Source organism: Pseudomonas sp. JAI115 (genome assembly GCF_014200835.1).
GTDB lineage: Bacteria > Pseudomonadota > Gammaproteobacteria > Pseudomonadales > Pseudomonadaceae > Aquipseudomonas > Aquipseudomonas putida_A.
On sequence record NZ_JACHCY010000004.1, the window covers coordinates 1 to 20,794 of the forward strand.

Annotated in this window: 18 protein-coding genes and 1 pseudogene; 3 read left to right on the forward strand and 16 right to left on the reverse strand. The window is 57.9% G+C overall.

Annotated elements, in window-relative coordinates:
* Positions 1 to 45 precede the first annotated feature (45 nt).
* The 9 genes and pseudogenes from HDC30_RS10800 to HDC30_RS10840 form a co-directional block, all read right to left on the reverse strand.
* Positions 46 to 276 (reverse strand): hypothetical protein, encoded by a 231-nt coding sequence (locus HDC30_RS10800; protein ID WP_183782909.1) that lies wholly within the window; start codon positions 274 to 276, stop codon positions 46 to 48.
* A 386-nt stretch (positions 277 to 662) separates the two neighbouring features.
* Complete coding sequence (locus HDC30_RS10805; RefSeq protein ID WP_183782911.1) at positions 663 to 1,496, reverse strand: thymidylate synthase; 834 nt, start codon at positions 1,494 to 1,496, stop codon at positions 663 to 665.
* On the reverse strand, positions 1,493 to 2,005 hold the full coding sequence (locus tag HDC30_RS10810) for a hypothetical protein (RefSeq protein ID WP_183782913.1): 513 nt from the start codon (positions 2,003 to 2,005) through the stop codon (positions 1,493 to 1,495). The genes HDC30_RS10805 and HDC30_RS10810 overlap by 4 nt, the downstream gene beginning before the upstream one ends.
* Position 2,006: 1 nt before the next feature.
* Positions 2,007 to 4,100 carry a site-specific integrase gene (locus tag HDC30_RS10815; RefSeq protein WP_183782915.1) on the reverse strand — a complete coding sequence of 698 codons (2,094 nt, stop codon included), beginning with the start codon at positions 4,098 to 4,100 and terminating at the stop codon, positions 2,007 to 2,009.
* Entirely contained in the window at positions 4,100 to 6,475 is a 2,376-nt protein-coding gene (locus HDC30_RS10820) for a tyrosine-type recombinase/integrase (protein ID WP_183782917.1), read from the reverse strand. The genes HDC30_RS10815 and HDC30_RS10820 overlap by 1 nt, the downstream gene beginning before the upstream one ends.
* Positions 6,472 to 7,704, reverse strand: a complete 1,233-nt coding sequence (locus HDC30_RS10825) for a tyrosine-type recombinase/integrase (RefSeq protein WP_311660422.1) — start codon at positions 7,702 to 7,704, stop codon at positions 6,472 to 6,474. Before HDC30_RS10825 ends, HDC30_RS10820 begins: the two co-directional genes overlap by 4 nt.
* Positions 7,705 to 7,794: 90 nt before the next feature.
* A pseudogene (locus HDC30_RS10830) lies at positions 7,795 to 8,496 on the reverse strand (thymidylate synthase); the annotation flags it as partial.
* Positions 8,497 to 8,546: 50 nt separating this feature from the next.
* A complete protein-coding gene (gene lgt, locus HDC30_RS10835) occupies positions 8,547 to 9,362 on the reverse strand; it encodes a prolipoprotein diacylglyceryl transferase (protein WP_095668081.1) in 816 nt (271 codons plus the stop codon).
* Positions 9,363 to 9,454: 92 nt separating this feature from the next.
* Positions 9,455 to 10,237 carry a sulfite exporter TauE/SafE family protein gene (locus HDC30_RS10840; protein WP_123585768.1) on the reverse strand — a complete coding sequence of 261 codons (783 nt, stop codon included), beginning with the start codon at positions 10,235 to 10,237 and terminating at the stop codon, positions 9,455 to 9,457.
* A 130-nt stretch (positions 10,238 to 10,367) separates the two neighbouring features.
* On the opposite strand from HDC30_RS10840, the gene HDC30_RS10845 reads away from it, so the two are divergent.
* A complete protein-coding gene (locus tag HDC30_RS10845; RefSeq protein WP_097088919.1) occupies positions 10,368 to 11,114 on the forward strand; it encodes an NRDE family protein in 747 nt (248 codons plus the stop codon).
* Between the two features lie 114 nt (positions 11,115 to 11,228).
* On the opposite strand, the gene ptsP is transcribed toward HDC30_RS10845, so the two are convergent.
* Positions 11,229 to 13,508: a phosphoenolpyruvate--protein phosphotransferase gene (gene ptsP, locus HDC30_RS10850; RefSeq protein WP_047596633.1), complete on the reverse strand. Its 2,280-nt coding sequence runs from the start codon at positions 13,506 to 13,508 to the stop codon at positions 11,229 to 11,231.
* A 22-nt stretch (positions 13,509 to 13,530) separates the two neighbouring features.
* A complete protein-coding gene (locus tag HDC30_RS10855) occupies positions 13,531 to 14,010 on the reverse strand; it encodes an RNA pyrophosphohydrolase (RefSeq protein WP_003229203.1) in 480 nt (159 codons plus the stop codon).
* A 143-nt stretch (positions 14,011 to 14,153) separates the two neighbouring features.
* On the opposite strand from HDC30_RS10855, the gene HDC30_RS10860 reads away from it, so the two are divergent.
* Positions 14,154 to 14,810, forward strand: a complete 657-nt coding sequence (locus HDC30_RS10860) for an HAD family phosphatase (RefSeq protein ID WP_027610535.1) — start codon at positions 14,154 to 14,156, stop codon at positions 14,808 to 14,810.
* A gap of 106 nt (positions 14,811 to 14,916) precedes the next feature.
* Here HDC30_RS10860 and HDC30_RS10865 read toward each other — a convergent pair whose 3' ends face one another.
* The gene (locus HDC30_RS10865) at positions 14,917 to 15,342 is read right to left on the reverse strand and encodes a DUF2269 domain-containing protein (RefSeq protein ID WP_183782921.1); all 426 of its coding nucleotides are present in this window, start codon (positions 15,340 to 15,342) and stop codon (positions 14,917 to 14,919) included.
* 39 nt (positions 15,343 to 15,381) lie between these two features.
* Positions 15,382 to 16,896, reverse strand: coding sequence for a threonine ammonia-lyase, biosynthetic (gene ilvA, locus HDC30_RS10870; protein WP_027610533.1), 1,515 nt, complete (start codon positions 16,894 to 16,896; stop codon positions 15,382 to 15,384).
* A 146-nt stretch (positions 16,897 to 17,042) separates the two neighbouring features.
* On the opposite strand from ilvA, the gene rpiA reads away from it, so the two are divergent.
* Positions 17,043 to 17,717, forward strand: coding sequence for a ribose-5-phosphate isomerase RpiA (gene rpiA, locus HDC30_RS10875; protein WP_007913886.1), 675 nt, complete (start codon positions 17,043 to 17,045; stop codon positions 17,715 to 17,717).
* A 146-nt stretch (positions 17,718 to 17,863) separates the two neighbouring features.
* Here rpiA and HDC30_RS10880 read toward each other — a convergent pair whose 3' ends face one another.
* From HDC30_RS10880 to HDC30_RS10890, 3 genes are all read right to left on the reverse strand, one after another.
* The gene (locus tag HDC30_RS10880) at positions 17,864 to 18,781 is read right to left on the reverse strand and encodes an SdiA-regulated domain-containing protein (RefSeq protein ID WP_183782923.1); all 918 of its coding nucleotides are present in this window, start codon (positions 18,779 to 18,781) and stop codon (positions 17,864 to 17,866) included.
* A 102-nt stretch (positions 18,782 to 18,883) separates the two neighbouring features.
* Positions 18,884 to 19,807, reverse strand: a complete 924-nt coding sequence (locus tag HDC30_RS10885; protein ID WP_123585774.1) for an SdiA-regulated domain-containing protein — start codon at positions 19,805 to 19,807, stop codon at positions 18,884 to 18,886.
* Between the two features lie 301 nt (positions 19,808 to 20,108).
* Complete coding sequence (locus HDC30_RS10890) at positions 20,109 to 20,774, reverse strand: fumarylacetoacetate hydrolase family protein (protein ID WP_027610530.1); 666 nt, start codon at positions 20,772 to 20,774, stop codon at positions 20,109 to 20,111.
* Between the last annotated feature and the right edge of the window lie 20 nt (positions 20,775 to 20,794).

Genomic DNA, 20,794 nt, shown 5'->3' on the forward strand with positions numbered 1-20,794 from the left:
GTTGCCGACGCAACGGGCGAGTGAGATCGACCAACTGCTGCCGCATCAGTGGGTATCTGTCTGACTTACGCAACGTGAGTTGGGCAGACGCTTACCACGTGAAGCGACGATCTGTTCGCGGAGCTCTTCGGGGTCGATGGACATGCCGCCCTCTGGTGTCACCTTGAGGGTCTTCAAGGAGTTGGCCGCCTGGATGAACTCGCGCTCACGCTTCTGCTCCCAATCGGGACGGCGGTCGGGAAACAGCCTGGAGATTAAGCGATGGAGGTTGATCATGTGAGGCTCCAGTGACTCGGGTGGTAGCTAAGACACTCCGGTAAGCTATCACCCTTAGCCTCCCTGCTCGAAACGATGGCATCTGAACAGCCGCTGGTATCGAGCACCGCTGACTCACAGCAAGCAGTCGACTGGAGATGCCCCCGCCAAGCAAGCGGAGCGCGCCGGCCCTCAGGGCCAAAGGCGTGAGGAAGGAAGCCCGAAGGGCCGAGACCTCGCGGAGCCAGGGCTTGGTACACGACAGCCGCTACCCGCAGGGGCACGCCCTAACTGAAAGCCCAGGATCATCAGCCCCCAGAAAACATTATGTCGTACCACATTTCCTCATCCACAGAAAAGAAAAAACCGGCCCTGAGACCGGTCTTGTCACTTGATGCCGCTGAGGATCAAATCGATACAGGCGCCGCGATATGCGGATGCGGATCGTAGCCCACAACCTCGAAATCTTCGAACTTGTAGTCGTAGATGGAAGCAGGCTTACGAAGCAGCTTCAGCTCAGGCAACTGACGTGGCTCACGAGCGATTTGAGTCTTTACCTGCTCCATGTGGTTGGAGTAGATGTGGACATCGCTGAGCGAGATCACGATCTCACCCACGTCGAGATCACATTGCTGGGCGAGCATGTGAGTCAGGCACGCCAGGGATGCCGTGTTGTATGGGAGCCCCAAGAAGGTGTCGGACGACCTGATGAAGAGGTGCGCCGACAGCTTGTTGTCCACAACGTAGAACTGGTACAGCAGGTGACACGGAGGCAGCGCCATCTTGCCTTGACGGGCATTTTCCTGAGGGCTCACCTTCTCGTCCGGCAGATACTCTACGTTCCAACCATGGAACAGGATTCGCCGGCTGTTGGGATTGGTCTTCAGCGCGTTAACGACGTAGTCAATCTGGTTGATTGTGCCGCCATCCTTGGTTGGCCAGGCAGTCCACTGCTTACCGTACACAGGCCCGAGGTCACCGTCTTCGGTAGCCCACTCGTTCCAAATCTTGACGCCATTCTCATTAAGCCACTTAACGTTGGTATCACCGCCAAGAAACCAAATGAGCTCATTAACTATGCTTTTGAAGTGCAACTTTTTTGTTGTGAGCAAAGGAAAGCCTTTTGACAGGTCATGACGGAACTGCCTGCCAAATACACTTATTGTGCCCGTACCAGTACGATCACCTTTCTGAGCACCATTTTCGAGAACATCACCTAGTAGATCCAGATAGCTTTTCATGAACTTTTCTCCACCTGGGCAGCTTCCAGGATGCTGATAACTTGCTTAAGTTTATCAATTTCTTTCTGAGACTCCAACAGTCGTTTATTGGCATCCGCCAAAAGACTCATATAGGTATCTCTCGAACTTACCATACTTTGATACTTATTTTCGTTGGTCTGAGCAACGTCATCCGCTAATTTAGCCTCAGTAAACCAATGAAGCACTTCAATCCGAGCTGACTCTAACTTCTCAGTCAAAACCACCATAGGATCAACTGGCTTCTTATTAGAAACCTGCTTACGCAAAACTTCGATACGGCGATTTTCCTTGATAGTCTCAAGGCGCTCTAAAGGCCAAACACGTTGCCGGATGGTATTTCGATGCATACCGGTAATGCGGCTAAGTTCGGCAACAGTTGCCTTCAGAGATTCGTTCGCACCGATATCAAAGAGTGCCCGAGTCAACAACTCTGTGTACTGATCAAAATCTTCCTTGTTCTTCTGATCGAATGCACGTGGATCACTCATTTCAGAGCTCCTCTTCCAACAGCTGAAGGACGCCGTAAGCTTCCTCCATCGCCGCTTTGTTCTGCGCATGGCTGTGTGCGTACGCCGGGTTACCAAGCATCGCCTTGTTTTGGAAATACACGTCTCGCCAAGCCGGAGCGTTGGCTTTGCTGACGATGGCATTCTGGCAACGGTTGGGGTTGCAGCGCAGCCCTCCAATGCATGGCAGCGAACTGTCAAACTCATCAACACCTCCACCGTAACAGAAGCCAGAGCCCACGTTGATAACCGCAATGTGCTGGTCGAGCATGGCCTCGAAAATGTCCTCCTTGGTATGCCCAGAGGCCATGTAACCCCGGAAAACCTTCCTGAGACTCTCCTTGTGGGCCTCGGCGTTCACACCTGCATAGCTACCGTCAGGGTCGAACCGCTGATGAATGCTCTCAAGCTCCGCTTCCTGACGAAGCGACCTCCCTTCCGCCTTCCGGGCACCAGCACCCTTGGAAATCCTGTCGGCGATTTCGCCGTACAGCAGGGTGGTCTTGCTAAACCCACGATCAGAATGTCCCACACCCACAATCTCACCAAAGTGCTTTAGCTGGTGAGAGATAAACGGCAGCCCCAAGTCGGCACGATGCAGTTGGTAGGCCAAGGTATGACGCATCATGTAGGCGTGAAAGTCCAAATTCTCAAACGTCTCGGGCGGCAAGACACGCTCGAAAAATTTCTCCAGCGTGGCTTTGGTTGAACCGGCAGCAAATGGTTTCCCTTGCTCTCCAAAAGCAACGGTATCAACGTTCGAAAAGATATAGTCGTTATTCTTGTATTTGCTGATGAGCTGGCACACCCGAACAGCATCGCGAACAATGGGAATCGCGAGCCAGAAATCATCAAACAACTCAACAAGGTTGTCTTGATGTTTGCTCACATTACTCGCCAAAACCCAGTAGCGGCCATCAGGTCGGAGGCTCGAGCTTGCGAGCAGCTCTGCATATTCTGAAGGACGCATCCCGGTATATTGACCAATAATGTAGAGACATGAGTAGTTAACAAAGTTCAGGTAAAGCCTGAATTGATCATCGAGAGCCGACCCGGTGTCTTTCGCATATTGCTTAACAGCCCAGGGCGCTATTACAGAGAACAGCCTGCTAGAGTTCATGACATCGCTGCCCAGAACTTTAGCGACCTCATCAAAAGAGAAACCCTTGTTAGAAAGCCGCTTGTACACATACAAGTTGAATTTGAGCGGATTCAACCCACTCTGTTGCGAAGGAAAGTATTCCTTAGCGTTACGACGCTTGAGGCTAGCAACATCGATAACCTCTTCTCCCATCGCATCCAAAAAATCGACAATCGACAGCGAGGCCATCTGGGAAGAAATTTCGAAGACGCTATTTGGTAAAATTTGCGACTTTTTCTCAGCATCCTTTACAGGCCGATTTTTACCACCCAGGACTTTCCATTTCAGCTTGGAAAAGTCGACGAATGGCAGGCTCGCACCGAACACGTTCGCTTGCAGGTAGCCAGACTTGAGGTGCTTGAACAGCTTCTCAGTGTATTCGTCGTATACGTAGTCGTAATCTTCGGCAGCTGCTGCATAGAAATGCGCAGGCAAGCATTGAATTGAGATCAGCTCACGATCCACGTGTTCCTTTCCCAGCTCAATAGCCGCGACGGCATAAACCTTATCCAAAAACCGAAGCCCGTTTTCATAGTCACTGATCAGCGAATTGGGCTTAAGCGGTTTCTTGCTGACTCTGGTGGATTTCCCATCCGCTGGAATCCCGCTCAGGGCCTTGAGGATGATCATGAATGCAGCTTTGAGCTCGAGAATCGCCAGCTCTGGAATGTTGGAATACTTCGTGAAATCGATGCGAAGTTTAGCCCCACGAATGTAGCGCGAGGCATTTGGGTAATCCTTATTGAAGTCCCAAACCCAGTCGACGAATGCAGAGCTCTGAGATACCTGCAAGGTACTGAGGTAGGACAGGAAAGCCAAAGCCTCCTGCTGTTCGCTTCCTGCTTCAAGAGCGGAAGCCTGGCCCTGCAGCAGTGAAAGGCTCGAGCGAAACTTCGAGAACGTTAACAGGGTAGAAAAATCAATCTGCTCCATCATCACATCGCCACCCCATCCACCAGCACAGTCGTATCGACGAACTCCGAAAGACGACGGCCCTCGGTCAACTCTTCAGGCGTGAAATCAGATTTTGAGTGCAGAATGCCAGCCAGCAACGCCAAGTTTTCGCGTACTACGCGTCCATACGGCGTATCCATGATGCGAGAAACCTCCTTGAGCGTGAGGTAGTCCCGCTCCATCGCGAACAGCTCTGGCAGGTTCGACGCAGTGAGCAAAACGTTCTCGCATCCCAGGCACATGTTGTACAACGCACAAGGGCTGCCGGGCACGTAGGAGCTCAGCTTCTTGATGAACTCCGGTGGGTTGAAAATGTTACGGCAGCTCGCTAGAGGAGTTTTGAAAACAACCTGTGGCCCATCGAGCTTAACGACATCAATGAGGTTGGTTTCAGCCTCGCTGTTCGAGAGGCTATCAGCCAACTCGGCTGCTGACTCATGAAGCTCCCTGAGAGCCACATCCAGCTTGGAGCGTGCGATGTAGTTGAAGTCCATACGATCCAGGTAGGCCAGTGTGGTTTCAATATGCTTGTGGCCCAAAATCAACTGAATCTCACGGACGGGGACGTCACGCTCCACAAGCTCGCTGATGAAGCTGGGGCGCAACCTGGCAGGAGTGAGGTTCAAGGGCTGGCCATTGCTGTCCACGAAGCCTTTACGCTTACCGTAAGCAGCAAAGGCAACCCCTAGTGCGCCGTCCTTCCCAGTGGCGAAGGACTTGATTTCCATGAAGCTTTTCCGAGCACTGGATTGCCACATGAATAGCTTATCGCGCATGACTGGGGGAGCAGAGTCACGAAACGAGGCTGTCAGTGCCTTGATGTCCTCAAAAATCTGAGCAACAGCATAAGATTGAGACGTGGTGAGCCAGGTAATGTCAGCCTCAAAGATATCAAGATGCATCAACTTCTCACCGTCAGAACGCTCTTTCCAGTACCGAAGGCACGGACGCCCAGTGAGCGGATGCTTAGGCTCATAGTCATCCACATCAAGCAGCTCGAGTGAGTCAGCGTTCAGTCCGGTGACTTGGGCCAGCTTGATCGCATAAGGCGTAATCACTTGGACGTCGACAAGATAGTGAACGCCCCAACCCTCTACAATTTCCCGCAGCCCAGTATCTGAACGGCGTACGATGCTGAGAAAAGCCCTGATGTATAGATCCTCGCTGTCCTTTTGATCGTGACCAACGTGAGAACATCCCAGTTTGTTCTCAAAAATCCAACGTGCATTATCGAGGGTTTTGAAGCCTGGTTTGATGCTCCCTTTCTCGTTGAGAGGATCCTTACCAATGCCGCTCCTCTGGTAAGGCTGTGCAAGGGTGTTGTAGTGCTCGATATCCTCGTTCACGCTCGCAGAGATTCGATCACGCTCAGCACTCGAGTAGGGACGGTACGCATCAGTGACACGGTCAGCATCAAACCCCTGACAGTTGATGAAATCTGATCCTGTGTAGCCCTTGATGTTTTTGATGGTCGTCAGGGTGCTACGGACGGCACTCACCAAGGTAGTCGCGGTAATCGGAGAAAGGGTGCCCTCAACAATATGGCGCTCGAGATACGAACGGAACAACGGGAGGCTGAACGGATCGAGAACCTCAGACAGCGGCTCCATGCCACTGAAGCCTTGCCCAGTAAGGAGCCTCGTGAACCATTTGAACCCCTCATGATAATTGCTCGCTCCAGAGTCGCTGGTAGTACCTAGCGAAGCGGTCGCAAACGCATGTTTCAAGTCGTTGAATGGCCTACCTTCAGATGATTTTTCGAGACCGTCCAGGGCAGCAAAATCAAGCATCTGTAGTCGTTTGAAATCCACAAGAGCATTCTCCTGCGGCACAAACTCCCCCTTGGATTCAATCCGCTCCTTGACGGTCATATAGCTCGCAGAAGCGGCTCCAAGAGACTGAAGATCGGCATTGATGTCATCGTAGGCAAGACGAACGCTTTCGTATCGGCTATAGCCGGATTTAATCGCTTCCTTTACAAAAGCCGGCACTACTGATTTGGAGAGCTTTAGTTTGTTGCCAAAAATCGGGAGCGCGAGCTTCTCTTCCTGAGATAGCGACTTATACCAGCCCAAAAGCTTCAAACGCCAATTACAACCTGCAGCAGTTTCTCCCTGATGTATAACGCCATCAATAAGCATATTCAGGATGAGCTTTTGCTCTGCAAGCTCAAACATCTTGATTGATGGGTCGAGATCCTTGCCTGCAACGTACGACTCGCTGAGCATCAGCGGAGCATAAGTACCACTGGAGTTATCGCTGAGCTCGACTTGGTAGTATTGGAGTGGATTTTCTTCCAGCTCCTTCAGCCACCTGAAAATCTTGCCACTCTCGACTGCACGTTCTGAAACATTCATTTCTTATCTCCCAACCTGATTTTCAGCGTCGTCTGAGCAGCAAGATCCGCCATGCTTTTTGCTTTGGTCGCAACCTCTCCAGTGTTCGGGCAAACCAGGTGGAAGATTTCCTGTGGCAACTTGGTATAAGTTCCTGTCGTGGATGTATCTGAGTGGCCGAGTGACTTCTGGGCCATCAGGAGTTTGTTGAGATAGTCATCGCCGAAGTCAGGGCTAGTCAAAATCGCATATGCGTGACCATGACGAAGCTTATGGGGCGAAATCATGCGTTCAACCCGCTTACTCCTGACAGCGCGCTTAGAGAGCCGCTCAAGCAGTTTGCTAACCGCATCTGGATTAAAGGGCTGTCCCTCCGAATTGAAGAAGCACGGCGTTACATCAGCAGTCTCATAACGGCGAGCGTGCTTCTTATATAAGGGAGATGCGTGATAACGCTTGATACGTTCGAGCACAGCTCGACTCACGATTGAGTATCGTGGCTTGAGCTCATTCCCACGTCCTTTACTGCCGTCAATGTAAAGAGGGCAGTAATCAGGATGCACCCAATCAAGGTCATCATCCGGAACAAAGTTAGCTTGAGCAAACCCCAAAGCTTTATTCACAGCGCCCAAGGTAACCCTGCCAACTTCACTTCGGCGCAAACCCACATCAAAAATAGCTTGGATCAGGCATCGCTCCCTCTCGCTGCTCGCAGACTCAATAAGCGCTTTGAGTTCCTGCAATGAACAGGGATAAACCAAATCCTTCTTTGGAGCAGGGGAAAGAAAACCACCAGCATAAGGATTGTCCTCACGTGCTGGGCCTTTGTGCTTTCCGCCAACGCACAGGAAGTCATTGAACAGGGCCATATAACAAGCATCCCTGTTACGGATGGTAGTTGAGGTCAAACCATCCACTTCACGCAGGTGGGTAAAGTACCGTTGGATGCCGTGTTTAGTTACGGAAAGAAGGATTTCGTCATAAGACGAGCTTTTGAAAGTTGGCGTGCCTTTCAGGTGTTCGAGCAAGTAACCAATGTTACGCCCATATGTCTCGGCTGACAGGGCCGCTAGGTTGGCGCTGCGAACTGCGAAGGTCAGGTACTCGCTTACAAGGGGTACAAGCCTCTCTTCTGAATCGAACAGCCCCACCGCCGTCACAGACACCCGGTTTGCCACTGTGGGCCCATCTTCGTTGAGCATCGACCCACCTAGGTCGAGCAACTGCTTCTCTTCGACTACAACCTTCACCGACTACCCCTTTTTGAAGGCCGCCCATCCTATGCAGAATGTGCAGCTTGTCAAGGTCAAGATGAAGTAGCACGAAAGACAAATTTTTTAGGCTAGGAGTGCGTACTGTGCGCTTTTTCCTACGTCCGATAAAAGACCCAGGTCGTTGGAGCGGATGTACAGGGTCAGGGAGATCTCTCTGGTCTCGACGTTCGGGTGGAACTGGTACAGCAGATGGCACGGCGGCAGGGCCATTTCATCCAGCTGGGCGACGTTCCAGCCGTGGAACAGTATGCGGCGGCTGCCTGGATCGTTGATGATCGTGTCGACGCACTGGCGCACCTGATCGATGGCTTTGTACAGCACCACGTAGGCTTGACCATCTTCTTCGCCCTGGGCGATCTGCTTGTAGCCGTTGCTCAGGGTTTGTTCGATGGCGGCGGTGTTGCTCAGCGGGATCTGCTTGTACGCCGGCCATTTGCGCCATTGCACGCCGTAGATTTCGCCGAGGTCGTCTTCGCCCTGACGGAACGGGTTGGCCAGCCATTGCGCATTTTCGTTGGCGTTCTGGTCCCAGACCTTGCAGCCCAGCGCACGGAATTCAGCAGCGTTGTTCACGCCACGCAGAAAACCGCACATCTCGCCGATGGCCGACTTGAAGGCCATCTTGCGGGTGGTGATCGCCGGAAAGCCTTCCTGCAGATCGAAACGCAGCATCGCACCCGGAAAGCTGATGGTGTTGATGCCGGTGCGGTTGGCCTGTTTGGTGCCGTTCTGGATGACGTGCGAGACCAGTTCGAGATATTGCTTCATGAGTTACCTGTGTCCTTTGAGCCCCGGCGTCGCGCGCCGGGGTTCGTAGTTTAAGCGGTCGGCGCGAGCGGCGCTGCCGGCGCACGACGATAGGCCAGCCAGATCAGGAACAGTCCGCCGACGATCATCGGTACGCACAGCACCTGACCCATGGTCAGCCAGTTCCAGGCCAGGTAGCCCAGTTGCGCGTCCGGTACGCGGACGAACTCGACGATGAAACGGAAGATGCCATAGAACAGCGCGAACATGCCCGATACGGCCATGGTCGGACGCGGCTTGCGCGAGAACAACCACAGGATCAGGAACAGCGCCACGCCTTCGAGCGCGAACTGATACAGCTGCGACGGGTGACGCGGCAACTGCGCCGGATCGCTGAACGGCGGGAAGATCATCGCCCACGGCACGTCGGTCGGCTTGCCCCACAGCTCGGCGTTGATGAAGTTGCCGATACGCCCGGCGCCCAGACCGATCGGCACCATCGGCGCAACGAAGTCCATCAGCTGGAAGAAGGTCTTGCCGTTACGCTTGCCGAACCACAGCGCGGCGAGCATCACCCCGATGAATCCGCCGTGGAACGACATGCCGCCCTTCCACACTTCGAAAATCAGCGTCGGGTTGGCCAGATAAGCGCTCAGGTCATAGAACAGCACGTAACCCAGACGTCCGCCGACGATTACGCCCATCGACAGCCAGAACACCAGATCGGAGAGCTTCTCCTTGGTCCAGGTCGGGTCGAAACGGTTGAGCCGGCTCGACGCCAGCAGCCATGCGCCGCCGATGCCGACGAGGTACATCAGGCCGTACCAGTGGATTTTCAGCGGACCGATGGCCAGGGCCACCGGGTCGATCTGCGGGTAAGGCAGCATTGCGACTCCTCGTTAGAGTGAAACCAAAATTCCCGGGCGACGCTGCCACCTCAGGATTAAGCCAGGATTGCGGCCTGCTCTGACCCAGTGGGTCAGAGCAGGAAATTCAGGCCCACGCAGAACAGCAAAGCGGCGAACAGCCGTTTCAGCAAGCGCGGCGACAATCTGTGTGCCAGGCGCGCGCCGAGACGGGCGAACACCATGCTGGTCAGGGCAATGCCCAGCAGCGCCGGCAAATAGACAAAACCGAGACTATGCGGTGGCAACAGCGGATCATGCCAGCCAAGAATCATGAAACTTGATGCACTCGCCACAGCAATCGGCAAGCCACAGGCCGACGACGTGGCCACCGCCTGCTGCATCGGCACGCTGCGCCAGGTCAGGAACGGCACGGTCAGCGAGCCGCCGCCGATTCCGAAAATCGCCGAGGCCCAGCCGATCACACTGCCGGCCACGGTCAGACCGAGTTTACCCGGCACCGTTCGACTGGCCTTGGGCTTGACCTCCAGCGCCAGTTGCACGGCAATCACCAAAGCGAACACGCCGATGATCTTCTGCAGGTTCGGCCCGGAAATCGCCTCGGCCGTCAGCGCCCCAAAACCGGCGCCGAGCAGAATGCCCACGGTCATCCACATGAAGATCGGCCAGCGCACCGCACCACGTCGATGGTGTTCACGCACGGCATTGACCGAAGTGAAAATGATCGTCGCCAGCGATGTCCCTACCGCCAGGTGCGTGAGGATCGACTGATCGAATCCCTGCAAGGTAAAACTGAACACCAGCACCGGGACAATAATGATCCCGCCGCCCACCCCGAACAGCCCGGCCAGCACGCCCGCACAGGCGCCCAACGCCAGATAGAGCAGAAATTCCATGACCGTCTCCCAGACGCATCCCCAAAACCGGAGCGGCATGGTAACGGATGCATGCCCTTTGGCTCCACTGACGATGGATGCACGGACGCCGACTGCGTAGAGTGAGCAGAAAACACACAAGGACCACCTTATGTGCCTGATCGTTTTCGCCTGGCGCCCGGGCCATGCCCAGCCGCTGATCGTCGCGGCCAACCGTGACGAGTTCTACGCCCGCCCGAGCCTGCCGCTGGCGCCATGGACCGACGCGCCGCACGTACATGCCGGGCGCGATCTTGAGGCGGGCGGCACCTGGCTGGGGATCGGCGCCAACGGGCGCTTTGCCGCGCTGACCAATATCCGCGATCCGCACCAGCCGCCGGCGCGCAAGTCGCGGGGAGAGCTGGTGGCGCGGTTTCTCACGGGTGATGCTTCGATTGATGATTATTTGCGCGATGTGGCCGGTCGCGCGCCGGAGTACGCCGGGTTCAACCTGCTGCTGGGCAATGCCCACGAGCTGTGGCACTTCAATGCGCGGACGTCTGAGCCGGTGATGCTCCAACCCGGGGTTTACGGGCTGTCAAATGCCGGGCTGGATACGCCGTGGCCGAAGTTGCTCAAGGCCAAGGCTGCACTGAGTGCGGTGCTGGATGATCCGCAGCCTGCGCGGTTGCTGGAACTGCTGGGCGATGCTCAGGCCGCGCCGTTTAACGAATTGCCGGACACCGGGGTCGGGCTGGCCACTGAATCACTGCTGTCGAGTGTGTTCATTGCCAGCCAGAGTTATGGCACGCGGGCGAGTACGGCGTTGATCGTGCAAGCGGATGGAACGCGGCGGATGGTCGAGCGCAGTTTCGGGCCGTATGGCGGGCATTTGGGTGAGGTGGAGGTTCAGGTTTAGCGGTAGCGGTAGCGGGACTGACGCCTTCGCGAGCAAGCCCGCTCCCACATTGGTTCTGTGATCGACACAAATCCCTGTGGGAGCGGGCTTGCTCGCGAAGGGGCCATCAGCCTTTCAGAGGGCCTTGTTGACCGCCGGCGGATTCATCTTCGACAACCCGAGATTCTTCAGCGCCAGTTGCAGCGAGCTGTGGATCACTTGCGGGTTATCGATCTTCATCAGCTCCGCCAGCAGATCCTTGGCCTTGCTCAGGTTGATCTGGCGCAGCATCCACTTCACTTTCGGCAAGTTGGTGGCGTTCATCGACAGGCTGTCGAAGCCCATCGCCATCAACAGCACCGCCGCTGCCGGATCACCGGCCATTTCGCCGCAGATGCTCACCGGTTTGCCTTCGGCATGCGCATCGCGCACCACGGTCTGCAGGGCTTGCAGCACCGCCGGGTGCAGGTAGTCGTAGAGGTCGGCCACTCGCGGGTTGTTGCGATCCACCGCCAGCAGGTACTGGGTGAGGTCGTTGGAGCCGACCGACAGGAAGTCCACCTGCCGCGCCAGCTCCTTGGTCTGGTACACCGCAGCCGGAATTTCAATCATCACCCCGATTGGCGGCATCGGCACGTCGGTGCCTTCGTCACGCACTTCGCCCCAGGCCCGGTGGATCAAGTGCAGGGCTTCTTCGAGTTCGTGGGTGCCGGAGATCATCGGCAGCAGGATCCGCAGGTTGTTCAGGCCTTCGCTGGCCTTGAGCATCGCGCGGGTCTGCACCAGGAAGATTTCCGGGTGGTCGAGGGTCACGCGAATCCCGCGCCAGCCGAGGAACGGGTTGTCTTCCTTGATCGGGAAGTACGACAGCGACTTGTCACCGCCGATGTCCAGGCTGCGCATGGTTACCGGTTGCGGGTGGAACGCGGCGAGTTGCTCGCGGTAGATCGCCAGTTGTTCCTTTTCGCTCGGGAAACGCTGGTTGATCATGAACGGCACTTCGGTGCGGTACAGGCCGACACCCTCGGCGCCGCGCTTCTGCGCCCGCGCCACGTCCGCCAGCAGGCCGGTGTTGACCCACAACGGCATGCGATGGCCATCGAGGGTCACGCACGGCAGATCACGCAGGGTGTCGAGGCCCAGCGCCAGTTGTTTCTCTTCTTCGACCACCTCGGCGAACTGCTTGCGCAGCACATCGCTGGGGTTGGTGTAGACCTCGCCACGGGTGCCATCGACGATCACCTCGATGCCGTCGACCTTGGCGTAAGGCAGGTCAACCAGGCCCATCACCGTCGGGATGCCCATGGCCCGGGCCAGAATCGCGACGTGGGAGTTACCCGAACCGAGGACCGACACCAGACCGACCAGCGTGCCTTCCGGCACCTCGCCGAGCATGGCCGGCGTCAGCTCTTCGCTGACCAGAATGGTTTTTTCCGGGTAGACCAGATTCTGCTGACGCTCTTCCTGCAGGTAGGCCAGGAGGCGGCGGCCGAGGTCTTTGACGTCCGACGCACGCTCGCGCAGATAGGCGTCGTCCATCAGCTCGAAACGGTTGACGTGCTCAGTGACCACCTGACGCAGTGCGCCCTGGGCCCACTGGCCGGTCTTGATCACGGTGGTGATTTCGCTGCCCAGCGAGGCATCGTCAAGCATCATCAGGTAGACGTCGAACAGCGCACGCTCTTCCGGGCGCAGCTGGGTCGCGAGCTTGGCGGACAACGCGCGCATGTCGGCGCGCACGCCTTCGATGGCGGTCTTGAACAGCGCCAGCTCGGCGTCGATGTCGGTGATGGTTTTATCTGGCACCACGTCCAGATCCGCCGGCGGCAGCATGACCACCGCAGTACCGACCGCCGCACCCGGCGAACCCGGTACGCCGACGAACTTGGCTTCCTGAATGCCCTTGCCCTGTCTGCCCAGACCACGGATCGAGCCGGTGGCCTCGGCGTGGGCGATAACGCCGGCGAGCTGCGCGCTCATGGTCACGAGGAAGGCTTCTTCACCTTCATCGAACTGGCGGCGTTCTTTCTGCTGGATGACCAACACGCCGACGACTCGACGGTGGTGAATGATCGGCGCCCCGAGGAAAGAGGCGTAGCGCTCCTCGCCGGTTTCGGCGAAGTAGCGGTAGCGCGGGTGATCCGCGGCGTTTTCGAGGTTCAGGGGTTCTTCACGCGTGCCGACCAGACCCACCAGACCTTCGTTGGGTGCCATGCTGACTTTGCCGATCGAGCGCTTGTTCAAGCCCTCGGTGGCCATCAGGACGAAGCGGTTGGTCTCGGGATCAAGCAGGTAGACCGAGCAGACCTGGCTGCCCATGGCCTCTTTGACGCGCAACACAATAATCCCCAACGCCGCCTTGAGATCCTTGGCGGAGTTAACTTCCTGGACGATCTTGCGCAGCGTATTGAGCATGGCTCGGGGTCGAACTCCGTCGTCAGTCGCGCGCTAAAAGGCGCGGGGCAAGCTCTTTGAGGGCGCGTCGATACACCTCGCGCTTGAATGTCACCACCTGGCCCAACGGATACCAATAACTGACCCAGCGCCAGCCATCGAACTCCGGTTTACCGGTCAAATCCATCCGCACCCGCTGCTCGTTGGAGATCAGGCGCAGGAGAAACCATTTCTGCTTCTGGCCGATGCACAGCGGTTGGCTGTGGGTACGCACCAGACGTTGCGGCAAACGATAGCGCAACCAGCCCCGGGTACAGGCCAGTATTTCAACATCTTCACGTTCCAGGCCAACTTCTTCGTTCAGCTCGCGGTACAAGGCGTCTTCCGGCGTCTCCTCGGGGTTGATTCCCCCTTGTGGAAACTGCCAGGCATCTTGATTGATACGGCGAGCCCATAGCACCTGGCCGGCGTCATTCGTCAGAATGATCCCGACATTGGGGCGGAAACCATCGGGGTCGATCACGGCAACAACCTCGCAAACGCATGTCGCCGCATTGTTCCACAAAGCTTGATAAGGCGGCAACGAAGGTTCCTACCTTATGTGCACTCTTGTGAAAAGACCGTATTCTTGTCGCCTTTTTACTGACTTTTCAGCGGGTAACTGCAATGCGCCTGGCTCTATTCGATTTGGACAACACCCTTCTGGGCGGCGACAGCGATCACGCCTGGGGCGACTATCTGTGCGAACGCGGCTTCCTCGACCCGGTTGCATACAAGCAGCGCAACGACGAGTTCTACCAGGATTACCTGGCCGGCCAACTGGATAACGCCGCGTACCTGAACTTCTGCCTGGAAATCCTCGGCCGCACCGAAATGGCCGTGCTTGAACAGTGGCACAACGATTACATGCGCGACTGCATCGAGCCGATCGTGCTGCCCAAGGCGCTGGAACTGCTCAAACAGCACCGCGACGCCGGCGACAAACTGGTGATCATCACCGCCACCAACCGCTTCGTCACCGCGCCGATTGCGGTGCGCCTGGGCGTCGAAACCCTGATCGCCACCGAGTGCGAGATGGTCGATGGCCGCTACACCGGGCGCAGCACCGACATTCCGTGCTTCCGCGAAGGCAAGGTGACGCGCCTGAATCGCTGGCTGGAGGAAACCGGGCATTCGCTGGATGACAGCTATTTCTACAGCGACTCGATGAATGACCTGCCGCTGCTGGAGCAGGTGGCGAACCCGGTGGCGGTGGATCCAGATCCGAATCTGCGCGCCGAGGCCGAGAAGCGGGGCTGGCCGGTGATTTCGTTGCGCGGCTGATTACGCCTTCGCGAGCAGGCTCGCTCCCACAGGGGATGGTGTTCACAACACAAATCCAATGTGGGAGGGGGCTTGCTCCCGAATGGGCTCGACGCGGTCTCAAGCCTTAAACAGGCTTGGCGCCCATCAACCCGGCAATGGCGATAAAGCAGACAACACTGAACAACGCCAAGGCAAAAGTGAACCTGCCAACGCCGCCCGGCGCCTTGCGCAAGCGATTCAACCGCACCAGCAACCAGAACCACGCCAGCGCCACCACGGTGTACAGCACGCTGGAAGCCAGCAGCCAGGTCTGCCCCAGCGGCCACCCCACCAGATGCACCATGCCCCAGCCGGTAAACGGCATGCTCAGCAACGCCAGGCCCATCAACAGCCAGATGAACACCCGTGGCCGTTGCAAGGTGCGGCTGCCCGCCGTTGCATCACCTTTGCGGTGCGCCAGAAAAACCCAGACTCCCAAACCCAGCGCACTGGCCAGCAACACCACGGTGGCGACCATGTGCGCGGCTTTCAGGGCAGTTAACGTTTCCATTGTTCGATTTCCTCAGGGCCTGCCCATCAGCGTAGCCGCTCAGCCAAGAAACAGCTGATAGGCCGGGTTCTCGCTTTCATCCCAGTACGGGTAGCCGATTTCTTCAAGTGCCGCCGGCACCAGATGACGTTCGTCATGCGGTACTTGCAGGCCGGCGACCACCCGGCCGTCTGCCGCGCCATGGTTGCGGTAATGGAACATCGAGATGTTCCAGCGCCCGCCGAGCTTGTTGAGAAAGTTGAACAGCGCGCCTGGACGTTCCGGGAATTCAAAGCGGAACACCACTTCGTCGATCACGTGCGCCGCGTGGCCGCCGACCATGTGGCGGATGTGCAACTTGGCCAGTTCGTTGTCGGTCAGGTCGAGTACCGGGAAGCCCTGCTCGGTCAGGCTCGCCAGCAGTGCGCTGCGTGGGTCGTTTTCCGGGTGAGTCTGCACGCCGACGAAGATGTGCGCTTCGCTGCCGGTGTTGTAGCGGTAGTTGAATTCGGTGATCTGGCGCTTGCCGATCGCTTCGCAGAACGCCTTGAAGCTGCCGGCCTGCTCCGGAATGGTCACGGCGATGATCGCTTCGCGGCCCTCGCCCAGCTCGGCGCGTTCGGCGACGTGGCGCAGGCGGTCGAAGTTGACGTTGGCCCCGGAGTCGATGGCGACAAAGGTCTGGCCACTGACGCCGCGCAACTCGACGTACTTCTTGATCCCGGCCACGCCCAAGGCGCCGGCAGGTTCGGTGATCGAGCGGGTATCGTCGTAAATATCCTTGATGGCCGCGCAGATCTCGTCGGTGCTGACGGTGATCACTTCGTCGACGTAATCCTTGCAGATGTCGAAGGTGTGCTGGCCGATCTGCGCCACGGCCACGCCGTCGGCGAAGATGCCCACGGTCGGCAGCACCACGCGCTCGCCGGCGGCCATGGCCGCTTGCAGGCAGTTGGAGTCGTCCGGCTCGACGCCGATGACCTTGATGTCCGGACGCAGGTATTTCACGTACGCCGCAATACCGGCAATCAGACCGCCGCCGCCGACCGGCACGAAAATCGCGTCCAGCGGTTGCGGGTGCTGACGCAGAATTTCCATCGCCACGGTGCCCTGCCCGGCAATGGTGTGTGGATCGTCGTACGGGTGGATGTAGACGTAGCCCTTTTCATCGACCAGCTTCAGCGAGTAGGCCAGTGCTTCCGGGAAGGAATCGCCGTGCAGCACGACTTTGCCGCCGCGCGAACGCACGCCTTCGACCTTGATCTCCGGGGTGGTCTTGGGCATCACGATGGTCGCTTTCACGCCCAGCACTTTCGCCGCCAACGCCAGACCCTGCGCATGGTTGCCCGCCGACGCGGTGACCACGCCACGGGCGCGTTCTTCGTCAGTCAGCTGGGTCAACTTGTTGTACGCGCCGCGAATCTTGAACGAGAACACCGGCTGCAAGTCTTCACGCTTGAGCCAGATGTCATTGCCCAGCCGCTCGGAGAGCTGGCGAGCGTTCTGCAGCGGGGTTTCTACGGCAACGTCATAAACGCGCGAGGTGAGGATCTTTTTGACGTACTGTTCGAGCATCGGAAAGCATCACTGGCGATTGGGCGGGACCGACGAGTCTAACCCGGCTTTTGCCCGTGCGACCACACGAATCAGGAGGTTTTAGCCCGGCTTGCGGCTATAATGCCGGCCTTTCCGCACTCACCTTGCCCGCTTCCGGAGCCCGCATGACCCAGGATCAACTCAAACAGGCAGTGGCTCAGGCCGCCGTCGACTTCATCCTTCCGAAACTCGACGACAAGAGCATCGTCGGGGTCGGCACCGGCTCCACCGCCAACTGCTTCATCGACGCACTGGCCCAGCACAAGGGCGCGTTCGATGGCGCGGTTGCCAGCTCCGAAGCCACTGCCGCGCGCCTCAAGGGTCACGGCATTCCGGTGTATGAACTGAACACCGTCAGCGACCTGGAGTTCTACGTCGACGGCGCCGACGAGAGCGACGCGCACTTGAACCTGATCAAGGGCGGCGGCGCGGCCCTGACCCGCGAGAAGATCGTCGCGGCCGTGGCCAAGACCTTCATCTGCATCGCCGACGCCAGCAAACTGGTGCCGGTGCTGGGCGAATTCCCGCTGCCGGTCGAAGTGATCCCGATGGCCCGCAGCCACGTCGCCCGCCAACTGGTGAAACTGGGCGGCGACCCGGTGTACCGCGAAGGCGTGCTGACCGACAACGGCAACATCATCCTCGACGTGTTCAACCTGCAGATCACCAACCCGGTGGAGCTGGAAGCGCAGATCAACGCGATCGTCGGCGTGGTCACCAATGGCTTGTTCGCGGCGCGTCCGGCGGATCTGCTGTTGTTGGGTACCAGCGAAGGTGTGAAAACCCTGAAGGCTGAGTAAGCCCGGTCACCCACATTGTGTGGGTAGATGAAATACCCCTGTAGGAGTGAGCCTGCTCGCGATTGCGGTCTGTCAGTTGATATTGATGTCGATTGACACACCGCTATCGCGAGCAGGCTCACTCCTACATTGATTTGAGGTGTAGGTCAGGGCTGGGTTGGCTTTTTGAAGACGTAAAACAGGTTCGGCTCACTCACCAGATACAGCGTCCCGTCGTCGTCCATCGCGATCCCTTCAGCCTGCGGCACGCTTTTCTGTAGGCCTTGGCGCCCCTTGTTCAGCGACAAGGTACTCAACGGCCGCCCGTCCACATCCAGCTCCAGAATCAGCCCCGACTCGTCGGACAGCGCCAGCAAATGGCCGCTGCGCTCGTCGTATTGCAGGCTCGACAGATCGCGCACGAACATCCCGGCATCGCGCTTGGGGTTGTTGATCACGTGTACCGCGTAGGATTTTTCCGGGTTGAAGTGCGGAAAACCGTGCACCTCATAAATCAGCATCGGGTCACGCTCCTTGGCGACGAACAGGCGCTTGCCCACCGAGTCATACGCCAGACCTTCGAAGCCCTTGTTACCGCTCATGTGCACGCCCAAGGTCATCTGTTCAGCGTCCGCCGCATCGAGGAACGTGGTGTCCCGCTCCAAATGGACTTTGATCAGGCGTTGCTGGCGCTCGTCGGTGATCACATAGGTGTCGGCGCTGATGAACTCCACCGCTTCAGGATCGCCGAAGCCGATCAGCGCGATACGCCGCAGGATTTTGCCTTCGAGCGACAACTCGACCAGCTCGGCATTCTTGTTGGTCACGGTGAACAGGCTTTTGCGCACCGGATCGTAGGTCAGCGCCGAGACATCGTCGTTCAGGCCGTCGATGATCCTGGCCTCGACCTCGACCCGGTATTGATCCAGACCAATGGCCTCGCTGCTCAACGGCTGCCACAAGGTATGCAGATTGAACCAGGCGCGCTCGAACAGGCGCAGGTATTGGCCGATCGCGATCAACACGATCAGGACAACAACCGACAGGATGATAAACAGGGGCTTGGGGCGGGCAAGTCGACGCATTCGGGCAGGCTCGGGATCAAAACAGGCGGATGAAATATCACGCCTGTCTGAACTGAAGCTTAATGGCCACTTGCCTGCGACCACAAGCCGACCGCGATGGGCTTACTTGTGCTTTTCGAAGCGATAGAACAGGTTCGGCTCGCTGACCATGTACAGCGTACCGGCGTCGTCCATGGTCACGCCTTCGGCGCGGGGGATGGTGTCCTTCAAACCATTGAAGCCGCCAAGCAGGGTCATGAAGCTGACCTGCTCGCCCTTCTCGTCCAGCTCCAACAACAGATGCGAATCGGCAGACAGCACCAGGGTGTGGCCGGTACGCGGGTCGATCGCCAGCGCCGACAGGTTGCGGATATCCAGTTCATCGCTGGCCAGCTTCTGCTTGTCGCCCTTGAGGATCTGGCTGCCGTCGCTCTTCCAGGTAAACAGCGCCGGCGGACGCTCTTCGCCCAGCAGTAGCTGTTGATTGTGCGGATCCCAGGTGATTGCTTCGAATGCCTTGTTCTGGTTTTTCGACGGACCGAGATCGTATTTCGGGAAGTCGGCGATATTCAGCTCGCGGGTGTTGGCATCGACCTTGACGATGGTCAGCAGGTGTTCGCGCTCATCGACGATCGCCATCAGGCCGTTTTCCATCACGGTCACGCCCTCCGGATTGCTCCAGCCCACTAGCGGCATCTTGCGCAGCACATCACCCTGCAGGGTCAGTTCGACCAGAAACGGATTCTTGCCCATCACCGAAAACAGGGTTTTGGTCTGCGGGTTGTAGGACAGGTCCGAGGCCTCGTCCTTTTCCATGCCCGGCAGCAGTTTGCCGTCGATCACCGCCCGATAGTCCGGCAGCCAGATACTCGCCTTTTGCTCGGTCTGGCTCTCGAAGCGCTCGCGCAGCCACAGCAGGCCACGGTCGTCCCAGTGCATGGCAAACGCCAGGCCATACGCGGCGGCAAGCACCAGCAACAGCCAGACATACCAGCGCAGGGCGAAACGTGAGCGACGAGGAGGATTGAGCTGAGTGTGAGCTGACATCAGGGACGCGTTCCGAAAATTCAGGCTAAGGGTAATAGCACAAAGAGGCCGGCTCAGACGCCAGAATGCGAGGAATTATCCGGACAGGATGTGAAAAAAACGGCAAATGGCGGGATTGGCGTGTGCCGCCAACCTTCTTCAGGACACCACAAAGCAATGTGGGAGCGAGCACTGTGGTGAGGGGATTTATCCCCGATGGGCTGCGAAGCGGCCCCAAAAACTGGGACTGCTGCGCAGGCCATCGGGGATAAATCCCCTCACCACAACAGGCTCGCTGCCACAGGGTGTTACGGTTTCGCGGTTAGCGAACGCTGCTGCTGAAGCTGCTCGCGCCAACCAGTTCCAGCACGATGTCGTCACCGACATTCAGCGGGCCGACGCCCACTGGCGTGCCGGTGAGGATCACGTCGCCGGCCTGCAGCGAGAAGCAGCCGGCCATGTGCTGGATCATCGGCACGATCGGGTTGAGCATCGCGCTGCTGTTGCCGTCCTGACGCACTTCACCGTTGATGGTCAGGCGAATGCCGATGTCGGTCAGGTCAGGGAAAGTGCTGCCGACCACGAACGGGGCAATCACCGCCGCGCCGTCGAACGACTTGGCGATTTCCCACGGCAGGCCCTTGGACTTGAGCTCGGCCTGTTTGTCGCGCAGGGTCAGGTCCAGCGCCGGAGCGAAACCGGAGATCGCGTCGAGCACTTCTTCGCGGCTCGGCTTGGTCGACAGCGGCTTGCCGATCAACACGGCGATTTCCGCTTCGTAGTGCACCGAGCCGCGCTCGGTCGGAATGCTGAAGCCGCCTTCCAGTGGCACCACGCAACTGCCTGGCTTGATGAACAGCAACGGCTCGGTAGGCACCGGGTTGTCCAGTTCCTTGGCGTGTTCGGCATAATTACGGCCAATGCACACCACTTTCCCGATCGGGAAGTGAATGCGCGTGCCGTCGACGTACTGGTGCTGATAGCTCATTTACCGACTCCTGCCTTCAT

Excerpts from the sequence above, each read along its gene's own strand:
- HDC30_RS10880 (WP_183782923.1), bottom strand. The coding sequence starts at position 18,781 with ATGCGTCGACTTGCCCGCCCCAAGCCCCTGTTTATCATCCTGTCGGTT.
- HDC30_RS10885 (WP_123585774.1), bottom strand. The coding sequence starts at position 19,807 with ATGTCAGCTCACACTCAGCTCAATCCTCCTCGTCGCTCACGTTTCGCC.
- ptsP (WP_047596633.1), bottom strand. The coding sequence starts at position 13,508 with ATGCTCAATACGCTGCGCAAGATCGTCCAGGAAGTTAACTCCGCCAAG.
- HDC30_RS10860 (WP_027610535.1), top strand. The coding sequence starts at position 14,154 with ATGCGCCTGGCTCTATTCGATTTGGACAACACCCTTCTGGGCGGCGAC.
- HDC30_RS10805 (WP_183782911.1), bottom strand. The coding sequence starts at position 1,496 with ATGAAAAGCTATCTGGATCTACTAGGTGATGTTCTCGAAAATGGTGCT.
- HDC30_RS10815 (WP_183782915.1), bottom strand. The coding sequence starts at position 4,100 with ATGATGGAGCAGATTGATTTTTCTACCCTGTTAACGTTCTCGAAGTTT.
- HDC30_RS10820 (WP_183782917.1), bottom strand. The coding sequence starts at position 6,475 with ATGAATGTTTCAGAACGTGCAGTCGAGAGTGGCAAGATTTTCAGGTGG.
- HDC30_RS10890 (WP_027610530.1), bottom strand. The coding sequence starts at position 20,774 with ATGAGCTATCAGCACCAGTACGTCGACGGCACGCGCATTCACTTCCCG.
- HDC30_RS10865 (WP_183782921.1), bottom strand. The coding sequence starts at position 15,342 with ATGGAAACGTTAACTGCCCTGAAAGCCGCGCACATGGTCGCCACCGTG.
- ilvA (WP_027610533.1), bottom strand. The coding sequence starts at position 16,896 with ATGCTCGAACAGTACGTCAAAAAGATCCTCACCTCGCGCGTTTATGAC.
- HDC30_RS10845 (WP_097088919.1), top strand. The coding sequence starts at position 10,368 with ATGTGCCTGATCGTTTTCGCCTGGCGCCCGGGCCATGCCCAGCCGCTG.
- HDC30_RS10800 (WP_183782909.1), bottom strand. The coding sequence starts at position 276 with ATGATCAACCTCCATCGCTTAATCTCCAGGCTGTTTCCCGACCGCCGT.
- rpiA (WP_007913886.1), top strand. The coding sequence starts at position 17,043 with ATGACCCAGGATCAACTCAAACAGGCAGTGGCTCAGGCCGCCGTCGAC.
- HDC30_RS10840 (WP_123585768.1), bottom strand. The coding sequence starts at position 10,237 with ATGGAATTTCTGCTCTATCTGGCGTTGGGCGCCTGTGCGGGCGTGCTG.
- lgt (WP_095668081.1), bottom strand. The coding sequence starts at position 9,362 with ATGCTGCCTTACCCGCAGATCGACCCGGTGGCCCTGGCCATCGGTCCG.
- HDC30_RS10810 (WP_183782913.1), bottom strand. The coding sequence starts at position 2,005 with ATGAGTGATCCACGTGCATTCGATCAGAAGAACAAGGAAGATTTTGAT.